Source organism: Streptomyces sp. NPDC104371 (assembly GCF_055583785.1).
In genome coordinates this window covers 500217-519716 of the sequence record NZ_JBVJNF010000006.1, presented here as the reverse complement: position 1 = coordinate 519716, position 19500 = coordinate 500217, and the positions used below count along the sequence as shown (strand labels likewise).

Here is a 19500-nt window from a genome sequence, read left to right as displayed (position 1 = left end):
CCCGGCATAAGAAAAAGCCCAGGTCACGGGCTATGTGACCTGGACTTTCCTTGAGCCGCCTTCGGGATTCGAACCCGAGACCTACGCATTACGAGTGCGTTGCTCTGGCCATCTGAGCTAAGGCGGCGCGCTGTCCGCACTATGGTGCGATCAGCAACGTCGGTAAGTCTACACAGTTTCCCGAGGTGCTCTGACCACAGCCCAAAAGCGTGGCTCCGGGGTGTGCGCCGACGCCTATGAGCAGTGCTTCTGGCTGGTCGGCAGGGTGCCCTTGAGCAGGTAGGCATCGATGCTCGAGTCGATGCAGCGGCTGCCTCGGCCGTACGCCGTGTGGCCGTCGCCGTCGTAGGTCAGGAGCCTCGCGGAGGAGAGCTGGGAGGCGAGGGACCGGGCCCAGGGGTACGGCGTCGCGGGGTCGCGGGTCGTGCCCACCACCAGGATCGGCGCCGCCCCCTTGGCCTCGATGCGGTGCGGCTGCCCCGTCGTTCTCACCGGCCAGTAGGCGCAGTTCAGCGACGCCCAGGCCAGGCCCTCGCCGAAGACCGGCGACGCCTTCTCGAACGCCGGGAGCGCTCGCTCCACCTCCTCGGGGGTCGAGAACGCGGACGGCAGGTCCAGGCAGCTCACGGCCGCGTTCGCGAACATCAGGTTCGTGTACCTGCCGTCCGCGTCCCGCTGGTAGTAGCTGTCCGAGAGGACGAGCAGGCCCGCGCCGTCGTTCTTCCGCATCGCCGAGGTCAGCGCCTCCCGCAACTGGGGCCAGGCCTCCTGGTCGTACATCGCCGCGATCACCCCGGTCGTGGCCAGGGCCTCGCCGAGCTTGCGGCCGTCCGCGTCACCCGCCGGGATGGGGGACGCGTCGAGCTTCTTGAAGAACGCCTTCAGGTTCCGCCCGGCCTTCGCCGGTGACGTGCCGGGACCGCCGAGCGGACAGTCCGCTCGGCGGACACAGTCCTTCGCGAACGCCTGGAACGCCGTCTCGAAGCCTGCCGTCTGCTGCTCGTTGGTCCGACGGGCCGACAGGGCGGGGTCCATCGCGCCGTCCAGCACCAGTCGCCCGGCCCGGTCCGGGAACAGGCCCGCGTACGTCGCCCCGAGGAACGTCCCGTAGGACGCGCCCACGTAGTTCAGCCGCTGGTCTCCCAGCACCGCGCGCAGGATGTCCATGTCCCGGGCCGCCTCGGTCGTGGAGACATGGCGCAGCAGATCCGGCGTGTGCTCGCTGCAACCCCGCGCGAACCGCTTGAAGGTGTCGACGAGTTGCTTCTCCTCCTTCTTGTCGTCCGGGGTCACGTCGGCCTGTGTGTACGCGTCCATCTGACGGCCGGTGAGGCAGCGGACGGGCTCGCTGCGGGCCACGCCGCGCGGGTCGACGGCGACCATGTCGTAGCGGGCGCGGATCTCCGCCGGGTAGCCGACACCGGCGTACTGCTGGAGATAGGCGACCGCCGAGCCGCCCGGCCCGCCCGGGTTCACCAGGAGCGAGCCGAGGGGCTTGCCCCGGCCCGTGGCCTTCTTGCGCGCGACGGCCAGCCGGACGTCGCCCGACGCCGGCTTGGCGTAGTCGCGCGGCGCCTTCATCGTGGTGCACTCGAAGCCGGGGACGCCGCACGCGCGCCAGGTCAGCTTCTGCGCGTAGTACGGGGCCAGCGTCGACGGCGTGGACCGGGGCAGCGGGGCCAGGACCTCGCCCTGCGCCGTCTTCGAACTCCCGGTCGAGCAGGCCGAGGCGAGGAGCGCGGTGGCGAGCAGCACGCCGCCCGTGCGCACCAGGTGCGGCGGGCGCGGTACGCCGAAGGAACCGAGGAAGCGGGACGCGCGGGAGCGGCGGAGCGGTCCGGAAGTGCGCCTGATCTGCATTTCCCGAGCGTAACCACGCATGCCGCACTGATCGCCGTCCGTCGCGCATGCCCCTCGTACGAGTGACGGAGTCAGGCAGCCCGAGTCAACCGGTCTCAGGTTCCGTCACCTGTAAGAGGTGGCCCCGGCAGTCCTGTCGCCCTCAAGAGGCAGCCCTGCGTCACCCCGCCCGCAGCGCCATCGTCATCGCCTCCACCGCCAGCAAGGGCGCCACATTGCGGTCCAGGGCCGTCCGGCACGCGGCGATGGCCTCGATACGCCGCAGCGTGGACTCTGGCGTACCGCCGCGGGCCAGGCGCTCCAGGGCGTCCTCCGCGTCCGTGTTGGCGAGGGCCGTGCGCGAGCCGAGCTGGAGGGCGAGGACATCGCGGTAGAAGCCGGTGAGGTCGGTGAGGGCCTGGTCCAGGCTGTCGCGCTGCGTGCGCGTTCTGCGGCGCTTCTGCTTGTCCTCCAGCTCCTTCATCACCCCCGCGGTGCCACGCGGCATACGACCGCCCTGCACCGCGCCGAGCGCCGCCTTCAGCTCCTCGGTCTCCTTGGCGTCGAGCTCCTCCGCGAGCTGCTTGGAGTCCTCCGTGGCGGCGTCGACCAGTTCCTGCGCGGCCCGGAGACAGCCACCGATGTCGTCGACCCTCAGGGGGAGCTTCAGCACCGTGGCCCGGCGCTCCCGCGCGCGCTCGTCCGTGGCCAGGCGGCGGGCGCGGTCGACATGGCCCTGGGTGGCACGGGCGGCGGCGTCCGCGATCGCGGGCTCGATGCCGTCACGACGTACGAGCATGTCGGCGACGGCCGCCACGGAAGGCGTGCTCAGGTTCAGGTGGCGGCAGCGGGAGCGGATCGTCGGCAGGACGTCCTCCAGGGACGGCGCGCACAGCAGCCAGACCGTGCGCGGGGCCGGCTCCTCCACTGCCTTCAGGACCGCGTTGGCCGACTTCTCGTTCAGCCGCTCGGCGTCCTCCACGAGGATCACCTGCCAGCGGCCGTTCGCCGGAGACGTGAACGACTTACGGACGGTGTCACGCATGTCGTCGGCGAGGATCTGCGTGCCCACGGCGGCGACCGTGGTCACGTCCGCGTGCGTACCGACCAGCGCGGTGTGGCAGCCGTCGCAGAAGCCGCAGCCGGGGCCGCCACCGAGCGCGCGGTCGGGGCTCACGCACTGCAGCGCCGCCGCGAACGCCCGCGCCGCCTGCGTACGCCCCGCGCCGGGCGGGCCCGTGAACAGCCAGGCATGCGTCATCTTGGACGCCTCGGGCGGCGCGGCGTCGGTTGCCGCCGCGGTGACCAGGGCATCAGCGTCACGGGCGGCCGCGTCGAGCTGCTCGCTCACCTTCGCCTGGCCCACCAGGTCGTCCCACACGGTCATGGGAGACCGCCCTTCCGTCGTTCTTCCCGTCGTTCTTCGCCCCACCGCGATCCATTGTGCGGGTCACCACTGACAGCGGGGTCGGGCGGCGGCACGAAGTCGTGCCTCGGTCCGGCCCCAACCCCGGCGGGCCCGGTCGGGCCCAGCCCCAGGGTCAGCGCCGCCCGCGCCCCTGGCCCTCGTCCCGACCGTCGTCGTCGCGGGGGCCGAGCAGTTCGTCCGCCAGGGTCGGCAGGTCGTCCAGCGGGGTCTCCTCCGCCCAGTCCGGGCGGCGCCGACGGGTCGGCCGGCCTTCGGTGTCCATCTGCGGCAGCTCGCGCGTACGGTCCTCGGCCCCGTCCGGTCGCGGCGCCGGGCGCTCGTCGCGGAAGAAGCCCTGCGGCACACGGCGCGCGGGGTCGTCCCCGACGGCGGGCAGCACGGCCGTCTCGTCGGAGGCACCCGGCGCCACCGGCGGGCGCACCGCCGTCTCGTCGGCCGAACCCTGCGGTATCGGCAGCTTCGCCGTGGTCTCCGCGTCGGACTCGGGGGCCTGCACCGCCGGAAGGACAGCGGTCTCGTCCGCGGCCCCGCCCGGCACGTTCGACGGCGTGATCAGCGGGGTGGGCACGGTGATCTCGTTGTCGGGCGTGGCCGCGTCGCGCGGCTCGTGCCGCTCACGCGACTCATGCGGCTCGTGTCGCGTGGAGTCCGCCGACGCTCCGGTGGCCGTGCCCCTGGCCGGTGTGGCGGCCGAGGTCGCCGCCTCGGCCGCGGCCCGGCGTGCCTCCTCCGCGCGCAGCAGCGCCTCCTCGGCCTTCCGCTGCTTGTCCAGACGCCGCGCCTCGGCCTCGGCGTGCAGCCGGGCCTCCTCCTCGGCCTGCCTGCGCAGCCGCTCTTCCTCGGCCTTCCTGCGCGCTTCCTCGGCCGCCCGCGCCTGTTCCTCGGCCAGCAGCCGCGCCTTCTCCTCCTCGGCACGACGACGGGCTTCCTCGGCCCGCTGCCGGGCCTCCTCCGCCTGTCGCTCGGCCTCGCGCCGCTGCGCCTCCTCCAGCTCGCGCCGCTTGCGCTCCTCCTCCTCGGCCCGAAGCCTGGCGAGCTGCTCCTGGCGCTCGCGCTCCAGCCGCTCTTCCTCGGCCTTGCGCGCGGCCTCTTCCTCGGCCTTCCTCCGGGCTTCTTCCTCGGCCTTCTTGCGCGCCTCCTCCTGGGCCCTCACCTCGGCCTCGGACAGCGGCAGCATCTGGTCGAGCCGATGCCGGATCGCGGTCGTGACCGCCTCGGGATCCTGCCCGGCGTCGACGACCAGGTAGCGGCCGGGGGCCGCGGCGGCCAGGGCGAGGAAGCCGGAGCGCACGCGCGCGTGGAACTCGGCCGGTTCCGACTCCAGCCGGTCCGGCGCCTCGGTGAACCGCTCACGCGCGGTCTCCGGCGCGACGTCCAGCAGGACGGTCAGATGCGGGACGAGGCCATCGGTGGCCCAGCGGTTGATCCGGGCGATCTCCGTCGGGGACAGGTCGCGGCCCGCGCCCTGGTAGGCCACCGACGAGTCGATGTACCGGTCCGAGATCACGACCGCGCCCCGCTCCAGGGCCGGACGGACGACCGTGTCCACGTGCTCCGCGCGGTCCGCCGCGTACAGCAGCGCCTCCGCGCGGTGCGACAGACCGGCGCTGGAGACGTCCAGCAGGATCGACCGCAGCCGCTTGCCGACGGGCGTGGCGCCCGGCTCGCGGGTCAGCACGACCTCGTGCCCCTTGGCCCGGATCCACTCGGCGAGCGCCTCGGCCTGGGTGGACTTGCCCGCGCCGTCGCCGCCCTCCAGGGCGATGAAGAAGCCAGCGGCAGCGGGCTCCTCCACGGGGTCGTCACCGCCCCGCAGCGCATCGCGCAGATCGTGTCGCAGCGGAACGCCGGAGCGGTCGTCGGCCTTGGCGAGGACCAGGGCGGCGACCGGCAGCAGCAGCGCGCCGACCAGCATCAGGACGAAGGCGGCACCGCCGTGTTCGAACACGAACTTGCCGTTCTCCAGCCGGTGCGGCCCGATGAGCCCGGCGACCACCGGTGCCACCAGCGCTCCCAGCGCGACGAAGACCCGTACGACCGCGTGCAGGTGCTCGGTCGTCCGGGCGCGGCGGTGGTCCTCGGTCTCCTGGTCGAGCAGCGCGTGGCCGATGTTCGCGGCGGCGCCCGCGCCGACGCCCGCGAGCGCCACGATCAGCAGCACGCTGGTGACGTCCGGGACGAGACCCGCGGCGAGCAGCGCGACACCGGTGAAGGCGATCGCCAGCGCGAGCAGCCGACGGCGCGAGAAGGACGGCAGCATGTGAGGCGCCGTACGGATACCGACGGCCGTACCGCCGGTCAGCGCGAGGATCAGCAGCCCGTACGTCACCGGGCCGCCGTTCAGGTCCGTGGCCTGCGGGGCGGAGACGGCGACGACGGCCGAGACGGCTCCGGCGACCGCCGCGCAGGCGAGCACCAGGAGCAGGATCGCGCCCGTACGGCCCTTGTCGACGACCGTGCCCGTCCGGGGGCGGCGCAGGCCCTCCAGCGGCGACCGCGCGCGGGGCGTGCGGGTGTCGGGCAGTTCGAGGAAGGTGATCAGCGACAGGGAGGCGGCGAACAGCCCGGCCGCGACGTAGGCGGAGAGGGCCGCGTGGTGCTGGTCGAACCAGGCGATGCCCGTGCCGAGCAGGTTGTTCAGCAGCGACGCCACGACGATCCCGGCGGCGGCCAGGGGCACCGCCACGAACCGCGTACGCAGCGAGAGGCGCCGCAGCGCGTCCAGATGGTCCGGCAGCGGGCGCACCGTGGCGCCTTCCGGGGGCGGCGCGGGCAGCAGGGCGGGCGCCGCGCTCTCGCGGCACACGTTCCAGAAGCGTTCGGCGACGCCGGTCAGGAAGGCGGTGATCAGCAGCGCCGCGAGGGCGTTCGCCGGAGTCCAGTCGATCCACAGGGGGGCGACGATCAGCAGGGCGGCTCGCAGTCCGTCCGCGCCGACCATGGTCCAGCGGCGGTCGAGCGGCCCCTCCTGAGAGGTCAGCGCGGTGAGCGGGCCGAGCAGGACGGCGCCGAAGAGCAGCGTGGCGAGGATGCGCGCGCCGAAGACGGTCGCGATAGCGAACGACACGCCTCGGTAGCCGCCGCCGAAGGAGCCCTCGGTGACGGCCGCCTGGAAGGCGAGCAGGACCAGGACCAGAAGGGCGAGAACGTCGCCGACGCCGCCCACGAGCTGGGCGCTCCACAACCGCTTGAACTGCGGCCTGCGCAGCAGGGCGCGGACGGCGCGCTCGCGTGAATCCGCGATCAGGGCGTCGTCGGGGGCCGGGGTGTGGGCCGTTGGCTGCTCGGCTCGCGTCATGCTTTCAGCCTATCGGCAGCCACGGACAGTCCGGTGCTGCTGCCCGAACACGCGCACGCCCCGACACCAAAGTGTTGCCGGGGCGCATCGCGCAAACCATGACGGACCGCCGAGAAGACGCACGGCGGCCCGCTGGGGAGAACGCGCGGGCTCAGTCCTCCGCGGCCTTCGAGGCGGCGGACGCCGCCGTCTTCCGAGCCGTGGTCTTCTTCGCGGCCGCGGTCGTCTTCTTGGCCGTGGTCTTCTTCGCGGCCGTCTTCTTCGCCGCCGTCGACGTCGCCTTCTTGGCCGTCGTCTTCTTGGCGGTGGTCTTCTTGGCCGCGGCCTTCTTCGCCGTCTTCTTGGCGGGCCCCTTGGCCCGCTTCTCCGCGAGCAGCTCGAAGCCGCGCTCCGGAGTGATCGTCTCGACGCTGTCGCTCGACCGCAGGGTCGCGTTGGTCTCACCGTCGGTGACGTACGGCCCGAAGCGACCGTCCTTGACGACGACCGGCTTGCCGCTGACCGGGTCCGCGCCCAGTTCCTTCAGCGGCGGCTTGGCCGCGGCGCGCCCCCGCTGCTTCGGCTGGGCGTAGATCGCCTCCGCCTCCGCGAGCGTGATCGTGAAGAGCTGCTCCTCGGACTCGAGCGAACGCGAGTCCGTGCCCTTCTTCAGATACGGCCCGTAGCGCCCGTTCTGAGCGGTGATCTCGACGCCCTCCGCGTCCTGGCCGACCACCCTCGGCAGGGACATCAGCCGCAGCGCGTCGGCGAGCGTCACCGTGTCCAGGGACATCGACTTGAACAGCGAGGCCGTACGCGGCTTGATCGCGTTCTTGCCCGTCTTCGGGGTGCCCTCGGGCAGGATCTCCGTGACGTACGGGCCGTAGCGGCCGTCCTTGGCGACGATCGGCCGGTTCGTCTCGGGGTCCGTGCCCAGCGGGCGCTCCCCGCTCGGCTTGGCGAGCAGTTCCTCGGCCAGCTCGACGGTCAGCTCGTCCGGCGCGAGGTCGGCCGGGATGTCGGCACGCTGGTGCTTCTCGGAGTCCTTCTCACCGCGCTCGATGTACGGACCGTAGCGGCCGACCCGCAGCACGATGTCGTGGCCCACGGGGAACGACGACACCTCGCGCGCGTCGATCGCGCCCAGGTCAGTCACCAGTTCCTTGAGGCCGCCGAGGTGGTCCCCGTCGCCGTTGCCGGCCTCCGCGGCGCCGCCGTCGCCCGTGCCCTCGCCGAAGTAGAACCGCTTCAGCCACGGCACGGCCCGCGCCTCGCCGCGGGCGATGCGGTCGAGGTCGTCCTCCATCTTGGCGGTGAAGTCGTAGTCGACAAGCCGCCCGAAGTGCTTCTCCAGGAGGTTGACCACGGCGAAGGACAGGAAGGACGGGACGAGGGCCGTGCCCTTCTTGAACACATAGCCGCGGTCCAGGATCGTGCCGATGATCGACGCGTACGTCGACGGGCGGCCGATCTCGCGCTCTTCCAGCTCCTTGACCAGGGAGGCCTCGGTGTAGCGAGCCGGGGGCTTGGTCGCGTGGCCGTCGGCGGTGATCTCCTCGGCGGTCAGCGCGTCGCCCTCGGCGACCTGCGGCAGCCGGCGCTCGCGGTCGTCCAGCTCGGCGTTCGGGTCGTCGGCGCCCTCGACGTAGGCCTTCAGGAAGCCGTGGAAGGTGATCGTCTTGCCGGACGCGCTGAACACGGCGTCGCGCCCGTCGGCGGCCGTGCCACCGATCCGGACCGTGACCGAGTCACCCGTGGCGTCCTTCATCTGCGAGGCGACGGTCCGCTTCCAGATCAGCTCGTAGAGCCTGAACTGGTCGCCGGACAGCCCCGTCTCCGCCGGGGTGCGGAAGCGGTCGCCCGACGGGCGGATCGCCTCGTGCGCCTCCTGCGCGTTCTTGACCTTGCCCGCGTACGTACGCGGCTGCTGCGGCAGGTAGTCGGCGCCGTACAACTGCGTGACCTGGGCTCGGGCCGCCGCGACCGCCGTGTCCGACAGCGTCGTGGAGTCCGTACGCATGTACGTGATGTAGCCGTTCTCGTACAGCTTCTGCGCGATCTGCATCGTGGCCTTCGCGCCGAAGCCGAGCTTGCGGCTGGCCTCCTGCTGCAGCGTCGTCGTACGGAACGGCGCGTACGGCGAGCGGCGGTACGGCTTGGACTCGACCGAGCGCACCGCGAACCGCGTGTCCTGCAGGGCGGCGGCCAGCGCGCGGGCGTTGTCCTCGTCGAGGTGGAGCGTGTTCGCGCTCTTCAGGCGGCCCAGCGAGTCGAAGTCACGGCCCTGCGCGACCCGCTTGCCGTCGACCGTCGCGAGCCGTGCCACCAGGGACGACGGGTCGGACGGGTCACCGGCGCGGCCGGTCCCGAACGTGCCGGTCAGGTCCCAGTACGAGGCGGAGCGGAACGCCATGCGCTCGCGCTCGCGCTCCACGACGAGCCGCGTGGCCACGGACTGGACACGGCCGGCCGACAGCCGGGGCATGACCTTCTTCCACAGGACGGGAGAGACCTCGTAGCCGTAGAGGCGGTCGAGGATGCGCCGGGTCTCCTGGGCGTCGACCAGCTTCTTGTTCAGCTCGCGCGGGTTGCGCACGGCCTCCTGGATCGCGTCCTTGGTGATCTCGTGGAACACCATCCGCTTGACCGGGACCTTCGGCTTCAGCACCTCCTGGAGGTGCCACGCGATGGCCTCGCCCTCGCGGTCCTCATCGGTGGCGAGGAAGAGCTCGTCGGAGTCGCGCAGCAGCTCCTTGAGCTTCTTGACCTGCGCCTTCTTGTCGGCGTTGACGACGTAGATCGGCTGGAAGTCATGATCGACGTCCACCCCGAGACGCCGGACCTCGCCCGTGTACTTCTCCGGCACCTCGGCGGCGCCGCTCGGAAGATCGCGAATGTGCCCGACGCTCGCCTCGACGATGTAGCCGGGGCCGAGGTAGCCCTTGATCGTCTTCGCCTTGGCAGGCGACTCGACGATGACGAGTCGGCGGCCGCCCTGTGCGGTCTCGCTGGTCGGGGACAACTTCGCTCTTCTCTCCGGTCGACGTTGGCGCCTCCCCAGGCCTTCGTCTGGGGGTCGGATCATGGTGGCGCTGCGGACTGTGACGGTACATCCCGTCCTCGTGTCGAAGGGGAAAAGCCCACAACGGCCACTCGAACGGTAACCCGACTACCACCATTCCTGCCGCCCGGAGTGTCCGGCATCTCCTCGAACCCTATTCGGAGCGTTACCCTCCGGTTACTGGGCTCTCCGGCGTCGTACTGCGGGGAAACCGCGACGTCACAGGCCGTGTGAGCGCCGCGCCACGGCGCGATCCCCGCCAGGGCGACGACGCGCGCGTGGGCGGCATGCGACGTGGCTCACACCGCGGCCACGGTCAGCCGCGGCGTTGGCTGGTTTCGCTTCCCGCGGAGCCGCCCCCTTACCGCACCGGCTCCAAGAACCCCTGCTCGATCAGCAGCCGGATCTGGGCGGGCGTCCGATCGCGCAGCAACACCGGGTCCTCGCCGACGAGCTGGGCGATGGCGTCGAGGATGCGCCCGGCGCTCAGCGTGCCGTCGCACACGCCCGCGAAGCCCGCGCCGACCGTGTCCACCTTGGTGGCGCGGCGCATGCCGCGGTGCTGGCGCAGCACCACGTGCTCGGGGTCCTCGGCGCCGGGCAGCCCGACCTGTTCCTGGACGATCTCGGCGGCGAGCCTGAAGTGCCCGGCGAGCAGGGCCGCGTCGTCGTGCGCCCGCAGGTAGTCGACGCGGTCGAAGTGCGCGCGCACGGTGTCGCCGAGGGGCTGTTCGACCGGGTGCGGCCACTCCTCGACCGTGATCGAGGGCTCGGCGGCATCGGTCCTGCGCAGGGCGATCCAGCCGAAGCCGACCGCCCGTACCTTGCGCGCCTCGAACTCGTCGAGCCACGCGTCGTACCGCGCCTGGTACTCCGTCGCGTCACGGCGGTGGTCTCCGGCGTCGCGCAGCCACAACTCGGCGTACTGCATGACGTCCTGGACCTCGCGCTGCACGATCCAGGCGTCACAGCCGCGCGGCACCCAGGAGCGCAGCCGGTCCTGCCAGTCCTCCCCTTCGACGTGCTGCCAGTTGGCGAGGAACTGCGCGAACCCGCCCTGGTTCAGCCGCTCCCCCGCCTGCTGAACGAGCGCGCGGCACAGATCGTCCCCGCTCATGCCGCCGTCGCGGTAGGTGAGCCGGGCGCCGGGCGAGATCACGAAGGGCGGGTTCGACACGATCAGGTCGTACGTCTCGCCGTCCTGGACCGGTTCGAAGAGCGAGCCCTGGCGCAGATCCGCGGCCGGGGCGCCGGACAGCGCCAGCGTGAGCGCGGTGATGTGCAGCGCGCGCGGGTTGACGTCGGTCGCGGTCACGCGCGTGGCGTGCCGGGTGGCGTGCAGCGCCTGGATGCCGGAGCCGGTGCCGAGGTCGAGGGCAGCGCCGACGGGGGGCCGTACGGTGATCCCGGCGAGGGTGGTGGAGGCGCCGCCGACGCCCAGGACGACGTTCTCCTCCGGGCTGCCGATGCCGCCCGCCCCGCCGACCGCGCAGCCGAGGTCGGACACGATGAACCAGTCCTCGCCGCCGGGCCCGCCGTAGGGCCGGACGTCCACGGTCGCGGCGACCTCGTCCGTGCCGGTGCGCAGCAGCCAGCCGGCCGCCACGCACCCGTCGACGGGCAGCACACCCGCCACGCGCGCGTGCGGCACGGGCTGTTGCAACAGGAACAGCCGTACGAGCGCCTCCACCGGGGTGTCTCCGCGCGTCGCCCGGAGCGCGGGGACGGTCTCGCTCCGGGCGAGCGCCGCGTACGCGGGTGCGCCGAGCAGTTCGAGCAGCCCGTCGGCGGTGAAGGAGGCCGCGAGCAGGGCGTCACGCAGCTCCGCGGTGACGTCGGCGTGGTCGAGGGAAGGCAGGGTGGCCGGACTGGAGTTACTCACGCCCCCATTGTGGCGTGGGAAGTCCCGTCGCCGGTGTCCCCCGCTGCGGGAGCCCGTTCCTCATTGCTCCGCGCGTACGCGCATGCGTCCGTACGCGCGCACGGAGATACGTACGCGCGTACGGAGGGCGCCGGGCGCGCCGCTCAGCCGGCCGACGGCGAAGCGGACGCGGAACCGGGCTTCTTGCAGCTCTCCACCTTCGCCATCGCCTTGCCGACGTCGCCCTCCACGAGCTTGTTCATCGCGTCGTCCCCGATCTTGCTCAGCTCCTGGCTCTGCTTCGCTATCCCGTTGAGCCCTACGACGAACTTCGTCTGGTCCTTGGTGTCGAGTTCGTCCGCCTGCTTCTTCAGATCGGCGTACGCCGTGGCCTTGTCGTTGAGCTCCTTGACGGCCTTCTTCTGCTTGGCCGCGCCGTCGTCCACATCCGGCGCCCCCGCCTTCTCGAAGGCCGCCCCGACGCCCTTGTGACCGTCGGACAGGTCCTGGAAGGCCTGGGCGTAGGTCTTCTGGACCTCCTTCGGCGGCCTGGCCTCCGACTTGCCCTCCTCCAGCGCGGCGTTGGCCTCGGAGATCTTCTTCACCTGCGGCTTCGTCGCGTCACAGACCTTCGTGGCCCAGGCCGTCAGCTTCTCGTCGTTCCCACCGCTGCTGGAGCATCCCGACAGCGCCAGTGCCAGTACCGCACCGCCGGACAGTGCGGCAGCAAGCTTCTTGTTCACCGGATTGGTCCCTTCCATGGCTCTCTCGGCCCCGGAAGATACACGCCGCCTGGCCGACGCCCGGGTGCCGAATGCCGCGTATGCCCGTCGTTGCGGCTGTTTGCCCCGGGCGAGAGAAGGCTCACGGGAGGGGACGGAAGGCGAGCGCACACGAACCGGGCGGGCGCACGGCGTCGTGATGAACGCTGTGCGCCCGCCCGGTCGGCGCATGTCCGGCCGCGGCGGGCCGGATGCGCGAGGGGGTGCCGGGGAACCGGCTAGGACACCACCGCCGGATCGGCTGACTTGGCGACCCTCTCGGCCTCGCCCTCCTCGTCACCGACCGCGATCCCGCGCCGCTTGGAGACGTACACGGCGAACATGATCACGAGCAGGGAGAGGACGGCGATCAGGATCCGGACGCCGACGTTCCGGTCACTGCCGTACGAGAACTTGATGACCGCCGGCGCGATGAGCAGGGAGACCAGGTTCATCACCTTCAGCAGCGGGTTGATCGCCGGGCCCGCGGTGTCCTTGAAGGGGTCGCCGACCGTGTCGCCGATCACCGTCGCCGCGTGCGCCTCGCTGCCCTTGCCGCCGTGATGGCCGTCCTCGACGAGCTTCTTGGCGTTGTCCCAGGCGCCACCGGAGTTGGCGAGGAAGACCGCCATCAGCGTGCCGGCGCCGATCGCGCCCGCGAGGAACGCGCCGAGCGCGCCGACGCCGAACGTGAACCCGACGGCGATGGGCGCCATGACGGCGAGCAGACCCGGTGTGGCCAGCTCCCTGAGGGCGTCCTTGGTGCAGATGTCGACGACCCTGCCGTACTCGGGCTGCTGCGTGTAATCCATGATCCCGGGCTTCTCGCGGAACTGCCGCCGCACCTCGAAGACCACCGCGCCCGCCGACCGCGACACCGCGTTGATCGCCAGCCCCGAGAAGAGGAAGACGACCGCCGCGCCCACGATCAGGCCGACCAGGTTGTTGGGCTGCGAGATGTCCATGATCAGGCTCAGCGGTCCGCCGTCCCCGACCCTCTCGCCCACGTTCTGGGCGGCCGTGGTGATCGCGTCACGGTACGAGCCGAACAGCGCCGAGGCCGCGAGCACGGCCGTGGCGATGGCGATGCCCTTGGTGATGGCCTTGGTGGTGTTGCCGACGGCGTCCAGGTCGGTGAGCACCTGCGCGCCCGAGCCCACGACGTCGCCGGACATCTCGGCGATGCCCTGGGCGTTGTCGGAGACCGGGCCGAAGGTGTCCATCGCGACGATCACGCCGACCGTGGTGAGCAGGCCCGTACCGGCCAGCGCCACCGCGAACAGCGCCAGCATGATCGATGTGCCGCCGAGCAGGAACGCCCCGTACACGCCGAGTCCGATCAACAGCGCGGTGTAGACGGCGGATTCCAGACCGACGGAGACACCGGCGAGGACCACGGTGGCGGGCCCGGTCAGTGAGGTCTTCCCGATGTCCCGCACGGGACGGCGGTTGGTCTCGGTGAAGTAGCCGGTCAACTGCTGGATCACGGCGGCGAGCAGGATGCCGATCGCCACGGCGACCAGCGCGAGGATCCGCGGGTCACCGCTCTTGGCCCGGATCGTCACGTCGGAGACGCCCGTGAGGTCGGCGTACGACGACGGCAGATAGCTGAAGACGGCCACGGCGACCAGCGCCAGCGAGATCAGCGCGGAGATGAAAAAACCCCGGTTGATCGCCGACATGCCACTGCGGTCGGCGCGGCGGGGTGCCACCGCGAAGATGCCGATCATCGCGGTCACGACGCCGATCGCGGGCACGATCAGCGGGAAGGCCAGCCCGGAGTCACCGAACGCCGCCTTGCCGAGGATCAGCGCGGCGACGAGCGTGACGGCGTACGACTCGAAGAGGTCGGCCGCCATACCGGCGCAGTCGCCGACGTTGTCGCCCACGTTGTCGGCGATGGTCGCGGCATTGCGCGGGTCGTCCTCCGGAATGCCCTGCTCGACCTTGCCGACCAGGTCGGCGCCGACGTCGGCGGCCTTGGTGAAGATGCCGCCGCCGACACGCATGAACATGGCGATCAGCGCCGCACCGAGGCCGAAGCCCTCCAGGACCTTCGGCGCGTTCGCGGCGTACACGAGCACCACACAGGAGGCGCCCAGCAACCCGAGCCCCACCGTGAACATGCCGACGACGCCGCCCGTACGGAAAGCGATCTTCATGGCCTTGTGCGAAACGGCAGTGAGATCCTTCTCCGGTTCGCCCGCCGCCGGGGTCGCCTCGCGCGCCGCCGCGGCGACGCGCACATTGCTTCGTACGGCGAGCCACATACCGATATAACCGGTGGCCGCCGAGAACGCGGCACCGATCAGGAAGAACACCGAGCGTCCGGCACGCTGATTCCAGTCGTCCGCGGGCAGCAGCATGAGGAGAAAGAACACGATCACGGCGAATACGCCGAGCGTGCGCAACTGCCGTGCCAGATAGGCGTTGGCGCCTTCCTGGACCGCCGCCGCGATCTTCTTCATGCTGTCGGTGCCCTCGCCCGCCGCGAGTACTTGCCGCACCAGGATTCCGGCGACCACGAGGGCCGCCAGGGCCACCGCCCCGATGACCATCACGATGTGACGGTTGCTGTCGGTCAGTACGGCGGCTGCGAGGGAAGTGGGGTAGTGAAACTGCTGAGGGGTGGAAAGCCCCGCCATTCGTCCTCCTTGACGCTTGGGCTGAGCTCAAGATGTGGACGGATTGTAGGTAGCGGAACCCGGTCAAAACAGGGCCAGGTAAACGGAAACGAGCCTTCACGCGCTCTTCAGCAAAAGATCGTGCGCGAGGCATTGAACCCGAAAGCGGTAATGCCTCAAAGACATTGACGAGATGGACGCTTGATCAAATTATCGCGCAAATGACGGTGAAGCAATTCATGGATTGCGGTAGGACTGTACAAAAAGAAGGGCCCTGTCCATGTTCTGGACGGGGCCCTTCTGTGGTGACTCGTATGGGGTGACTCGTGTGGGGCGGTGAGCAGAGGGGGTGCGAGGAGGGTCAGGCGGGGAGCGTGCCGGGCGGCATGGTCGGCCAGCTCATCCTGATCAGTCCGCCGTCCTTGCCGGCGGACACCTCGACGTCGTCGACGAGGCCCTTGATGACCGCGAGGCCCATCTCGTCCTCCTCGGTCTCCGCATCCGGATCGGCGGCACCGGGTCCACCCGGTGCTCCACCGATCGGCGCATGCGGCGCCTCGTCGCCGACCTCGATGGAGAACTGCTTCTCCTCCTCGGTCAGCATCACCCGCACCGGCGCCGAGATGCCGCTGCTCTGGTGCAGTCCGACGGCACGAGAACAGGCCTCGCCCACGGCAAGCCTGACCTCGTCGAGTACGGCCTCGTCCACCCCGGCCCTGCGCGCCACCGCTGCCGCCACCAGTCGGGCGGTCCTGACGTGCTCGGGCAACGCGCTGAAGCGGAGCTCAACGGTGGCCATACATCCCCCTCGGAACTTCGGGCGTGGGGTCCGGGAACCGGGCCGCACGAGCCCGGCACCCCTACTTGCTTCTGCCGTCTCCGGGCATCTCGGCCCGGAACCGGTCAGTCGGTAGCCGCCACCGCTTCCTCGACCGAGGTGTGGATCGGGAACACCTTGGTGAGGCCGGTGATGCGGAAGATCTTGAGAATGCGCTCCTGGTTGCACACCAGCCGCAGGGAGCCCTCATGGGCACGCACGCGCTTCAGGCCGCCTACCAGCACGCCGAGCCCGGTGGAGTCGAGGAAGTCCACGCCCTCCATGTCGACGACGAGGTGGAAATTCCCGTCGTTCACCAGCTCGACCAACTGCTCACGCAGCTTGGGCGCGGTATATACGTCGATTTCGCCACCGACCTCGACGACCGTACGATCGCCGACGGTACGGGTCGACAGGGACAGGTCCACGGATCCTCCAGCACCTTGCTATCGAGCGGTCGTCCCTCGGGACACCTCGGCAGAGCCCCCGGGACGGTTCGCCAGCCGCGATGGCATTCAATCACTTACCGGCAGGCGTGCACGACGCCTTGGTCCCATTGTCCGTCACGCCAGTGACACACTCGGTGCCGATGGCCAAGAATCACCGATCCGATCGACCCACGGCGGACCCCGTGGCCCGCCTTGCCCCGGACACGGTCCTGAACCGGCTCGCCGCGGGGCCGAGCCGGGCTGCGCGCATCACCCATACGGAGCACCTGCCCTCACGCGAGGGCCGCCATGCCATCTGGCCGGACAGGATCCGCTCCGAGGTCATCGCCGCCGTCCAAGCCGCGGGCATCGAGCACCCCTGGGCCCACCAGGCGGTCGCCGCCGAGCACGCCCTGGACGGCGACTCGGTGGTCGTCGCCACGGGCACCGCCTCGGGCAAGTCGCTCGCCTACCTGGTGCCGGTGCTGTCGCGCCTGATGGAGGGCGCGGAGGCCCCGAACGGGCGCGGCGCGACCGCCCTGTACCTCGCCCCGACGAAGGCGCTGGCAGCGGATCAGTGCCGATCCGTGAAGGAACTTTCACAACCTCTGGGCACGGCGGTCCGCGCGGCCGTGTACGACGGTGACACGCCGCCCGAGGAACGCGAATGGGTACGCCAGTACGCCACCTACGTCCTCACCAACCCCGACATGCTGCACCGCGGCATATTGCCCTCCCATCCACGCTGGTCCTCCTTCCTCCGCGCCCTGAAGTACGTCGTCATCGACGAGTGCCACACCTACCGCGGCGTCTTCGGCTCCCATGTCGCCCAGGTCCTGCGCCGTCTGCGCCGCGTCTGCGCCCGCTACGGCTCCTCTCCCGTCTTCCTGCTCGCCTCCGCGACCGCCGCCGAGCCCTCGGTGGCCGCGGGCCGCCTCACCGGCCTCCCGGTCGTCGAGGTGGCCGACGACGCCTCCCCCCGCGGCGACCTGGTCTTCGCCCTCTGGGAGCCCCCGCTCACCGAACTGCATGGCGAGAAGGGCGCGCCCGTCCGCCGCACGGCCACCGCCGAGACCGCCGATCTGCTGACCGACCTGACCGTGCAGGGCGTCCGCTCGGTCGCCTTCGTACGCTCCCGCCGCGGCGCCGAGCTGATCTCGGTGATCGCCCAGGAACGTCTGGCCGAAATCGATCGCTCCCTGGCCCGCCGGGTGGCCGCGTACCGCGGCGGCTACCTCCCCGAGGAGCGCCGCGCTCTCGAACGCGCCCTCCACTCCGGTGAACTCCTCGGCCTGGCCGCCACCACCGCACTCGAACTCGGCGTCGATGTCTCGGGCCTGGACGCCGTCCTCATCGCCGGCTACCCGGGGACCCGGTCCTCGCTGTGGCAGCAGGCGGGCCGCGCCGGCCGGGCCGGACAGGGCGCCCTGGCGGTCCTGGTCGCCCGCGACGACCCGCTGGACACCTTCCTCGTCCACCATCCCGAGGCCCTCTTCGCCCAGCCGGTCGAGTCCACCGTCCTCGATCCGGACAACCCCTACGTCCTCGCCCCGCACTTGTGCGCCGCTGCCGCCGAACTCCCGCTGACGGACGAGGATCTGGAGCTGTTCGGACCCGCCTGCGAGGCACTGCTGCCGCAGTTGGAAGCCGCGAAGCTGCTCCGTCGCCGGACGAAGGCCTGGCACTGGACCCGCCGTGAGCGGGCCGCCGACCTCGCCGACATCCGCGGCCAGGGCGGGCGTCCCGTGCAGGTCGTCGAGACGGGCACCGGGCGACTGCTCGGCACGGTCGACGCCGGCGCCGCGCACACGACGGTGCACGAAGGGGCGGTCCATCTGCACCAGGGCCGTACGTATCTGGTGCGCTCCCTCGACCTGGAGGACTCGGTCGCCCTGGTCGAGCAGGCCGACCCGCCGTATTCGACGATCGCCCGCGACACGACGTCCGTCTCCGTCCTGGAGACCGACATCGAGGTCCCTTGGGGCAAGGGGCGGCTGTGCTACGGATCCGTCGAGGTCACCAACCAGGTCGTCTCCTTCCTCCGTCGACGTGTGATCACCGGTGAGGTGCTGGGCGAGACGAAACTGGACCTCCCTCCTCGTACGCTGCGCACCCGTGCCGTGTGGTGGACGGTCACCGAGGACCAACTGGACCAGGCCCGGATCAACCCGGAGATCCTCGGCGGCGCCCTGCACGCCGCCGAACACGCCTCGATCGGCATGCTTCCGCTGTTCGCCACCTGCGACCGCTGGGACATCGGCGGCGTCTCCGTCCCGCTCCACCCGGACACCCTGCTGCCCACGGTCTTCGTGTACGACGGCCACCCGGGCGGCGCGGGCTTCGCGGAGCGCGCCTTCCACACAGCCCGTGCCTGGCTGACCGCCACCCGCCAGGCCATCGCCTCCTGCGAGTGCGAGGCGGGCTGCCCGTCCTGCATCCAGTCCCCCAAGTGCGGCAACGGCAACGACCCGCTGCACAAGAGGGGGGCGGTGCGCCTTCTCACGGTGCTGTTGCGCGGGGCACCGGAGGAGAAGGAGAGCCCGGCGGCCGAGCCGCAGGAGGAGAGCCGGGCGGCGCCGGGGACACCGTCGTCGGCCCCACCGGATCCGCCGGGCCCGCTCTCGCCCTGACCTCGGCGGAGAGCGGCCCCACGGCCGTCGCCGCCGTGACGTCCGAGACGCCACCCATGACGACGCACCGCAGCAGCCGGCTGTCCTGGGCTTCCGTGACGCGGTGCGCCACGGCGCACGCCGCCTCGCTTCCCTCCATCCAGTGATCGGCGGCGGCAAGCGCCGCCAGGTCGGCCGCGGCGGCGGCACGATGACGCGCCAGCACGGCCTTCCCCTGGAACAGCAGCACCCCGAACACGGCGCACAGAGCACCGATCAGGCACACCACCCAGACGGTCGCCGAGCCGCGGTCCGAACTCAGCGACCGCATCCGGGTGTTGAAGGCCGTCGGCCCGGAGCGCCGGCTCTCTCCCGTCGGCCCGCGCTGTCTCACGTGCCCGCCCGCCGGTTCACATCTCCTCACTGGCGCACCCCCATCGTGTCCTCCGCCAACGCCACTGCTTCTTGGCGCACTTCGAGCGGCAGTGCGGCCGGACCCGGCGTGCGGGCGAGGACCGTCACATGCACCAGGTCGCCCTGGCGGCTCGTGGTGACCTTCGCTCCCTTCGGCGCGGCCCGCGCCGCCGTGTCCTCCACCACACCGGGTGACTCCTGCCGGGCTGCCGCGCGAGCCCCTGCCCGAGCGGCGTCCACACACTGAATCTGCGCGGACACGGCCAGCAAGGCCCAGACGAAGACTCCGAGGACGAAGACCAGGACGGGCAGGACGACCGCGGCCTCCGCCGTCACGAACCCACCGTCCCGGCGCCCTCCGCGGCGTCCGAGGCGCCCCT

11 protein-coding genes, 1 tRNA gene and 1 pseudogene are annotated in these 19500 nt (G+C 71.3%); 1 reads left to right on the top strand and 12 read right to left on the bottom strand.

Translation table 11 applies throughout. The annotated features are described in order from the left end of the window. Positions 1-53 precede the first annotated feature (53 nt). From ACZ60T_RS21770 to bldG, 10 genes are all read right to left on the bottom strand, one after another. A tRNA-Thr gene (locus ACZ60T_RS21770) sits at positions 54-127 on the bottom strand. A 107-nt stretch (positions 128-234) separates the two neighbouring features. Next, on the bottom strand, positions 235-1860 hold the full coding sequence (locus tag ACZ60T_RS21765; RefSeq protein ID WP_365631571.1) for an alpha/beta hydrolase: 1626 nt from the start codon (positions 1858-1860) through the stop codon (positions 235-237). Between the two features lie 160 nt (positions 1861-2020). Then, complete coding sequence (locus tag ACZ60T_RS21760; RefSeq protein ID WP_469667353.1) at positions 2021-3226, bottom strand: DNA polymerase III subunit delta'; 1206 nt, start codon at positions 3224-3226, stop codon at positions 2021-2023. 154 nt (positions 3227-3380) lie between these two features. Continuing rightward, positions 3381-6566: a dTMP kinase gene (gene tmk, locus ACZ60T_RS21755; RefSeq protein WP_469667352.1), complete on the bottom strand. Its 3186-nt coding sequence runs from the start codon at positions 6564-6566 to the stop codon at positions 3381-3383. 151 nt (positions 6567-6717) lie between these two features. Beyond that, positions 6718-9567 carry a type I DNA topoisomerase gene (gene topA, locus ACZ60T_RS21750; RefSeq protein ID WP_469667351.1) on the bottom strand — a complete coding sequence of 950 codons (2850 nt, stop codon included), beginning with the start codon at positions 9565-9567 and terminating at the stop codon, positions 6718-6720. 400 nt (positions 9568-9967) lie between these two features. Beyond that, the gene (locus tag ACZ60T_RS21745) at positions 9968-11488 is read right to left on the bottom strand and encodes a DUF7059 domain-containing protein (protein WP_469667349.1); all 1521 of its coding nucleotides are present in this window, start codon (positions 11486-11488) and stop codon (positions 9968-9970) included. A gap of 143 nt (positions 11489-11631) precedes the next feature. Then, on the bottom strand, positions 11632-12228 hold the full coding sequence (locus tag ACZ60T_RS21740; RefSeq protein ID WP_365631561.1) for a small secreted protein: 597 nt from the start codon (positions 12226-12228) through the stop codon (positions 11632-11634). 239 nt (positions 12229-12467) lie between these two features. After that, positions 12468-14873: a sodium-translocating pyrophosphatase gene (locus ACZ60T_RS21735; RefSeq protein ID WP_469667348.1), complete on the bottom strand. Its 2406-nt coding sequence runs from the start codon at positions 14871-14873 to the stop codon at positions 12468-12470. A gap of 340 nt (positions 14874-15213) precedes the next feature. Further along, positions 15214-15651 (bottom strand): ATP-binding protein, encoded by a 438-nt coding sequence (locus ACZ60T_RS21730; protein ID WP_365631557.1) that lies wholly within the window; start codon positions 15649-15651, stop codon positions 15214-15216. Between the two features lie 104 nt (positions 15652-15755). Further along, on the bottom strand, positions 15756-16097 hold the full coding sequence (gene bldG / locus ACZ60T_RS21725) for an anti-sigma factor antagonist BldG (RefSeq protein WP_010986038.1): 342 nt from the start codon (positions 16095-16097) through the stop codon (positions 15756-15758). 80 nt (positions 16098-16177) lie between these two features. Here bldG and ACZ60T_RS21720 point away from each other — a divergent pair, with 80 nt between their 5' ends. Further along, the gene (locus ACZ60T_RS21720; RefSeq protein WP_469667346.1) at positions 16178-18727 is read left to right on the top strand and encodes a DEAD/DEAH box helicase; all 2550 of its coding nucleotides are present in this window, start codon (positions 16178-16180) and stop codon (positions 18725-18727) included. A 40-nt stretch (positions 18728-18767) separates the two neighbouring features. Here the strand turns inward: ACZ60T_RS21720 and ACZ60T_RS21715 are convergent. Next, positions 18768-19037 (bottom strand): annotated as a pseudogene (locus tag ACZ60T_RS21715) (Rv3654c family TadE-like protein); the annotation flags it as partial. Between the two features lie 89 nt (positions 19038-19126). Next, entirely contained in the window at positions 19127-19456 is a 330-nt protein-coding gene (locus ACZ60T_RS21710) for a TadE family type IV pilus minor pilin (protein ID WP_365631553.1), read from the bottom strand. Positions 19457-19500: the final 44 nt, after the last annotated feature.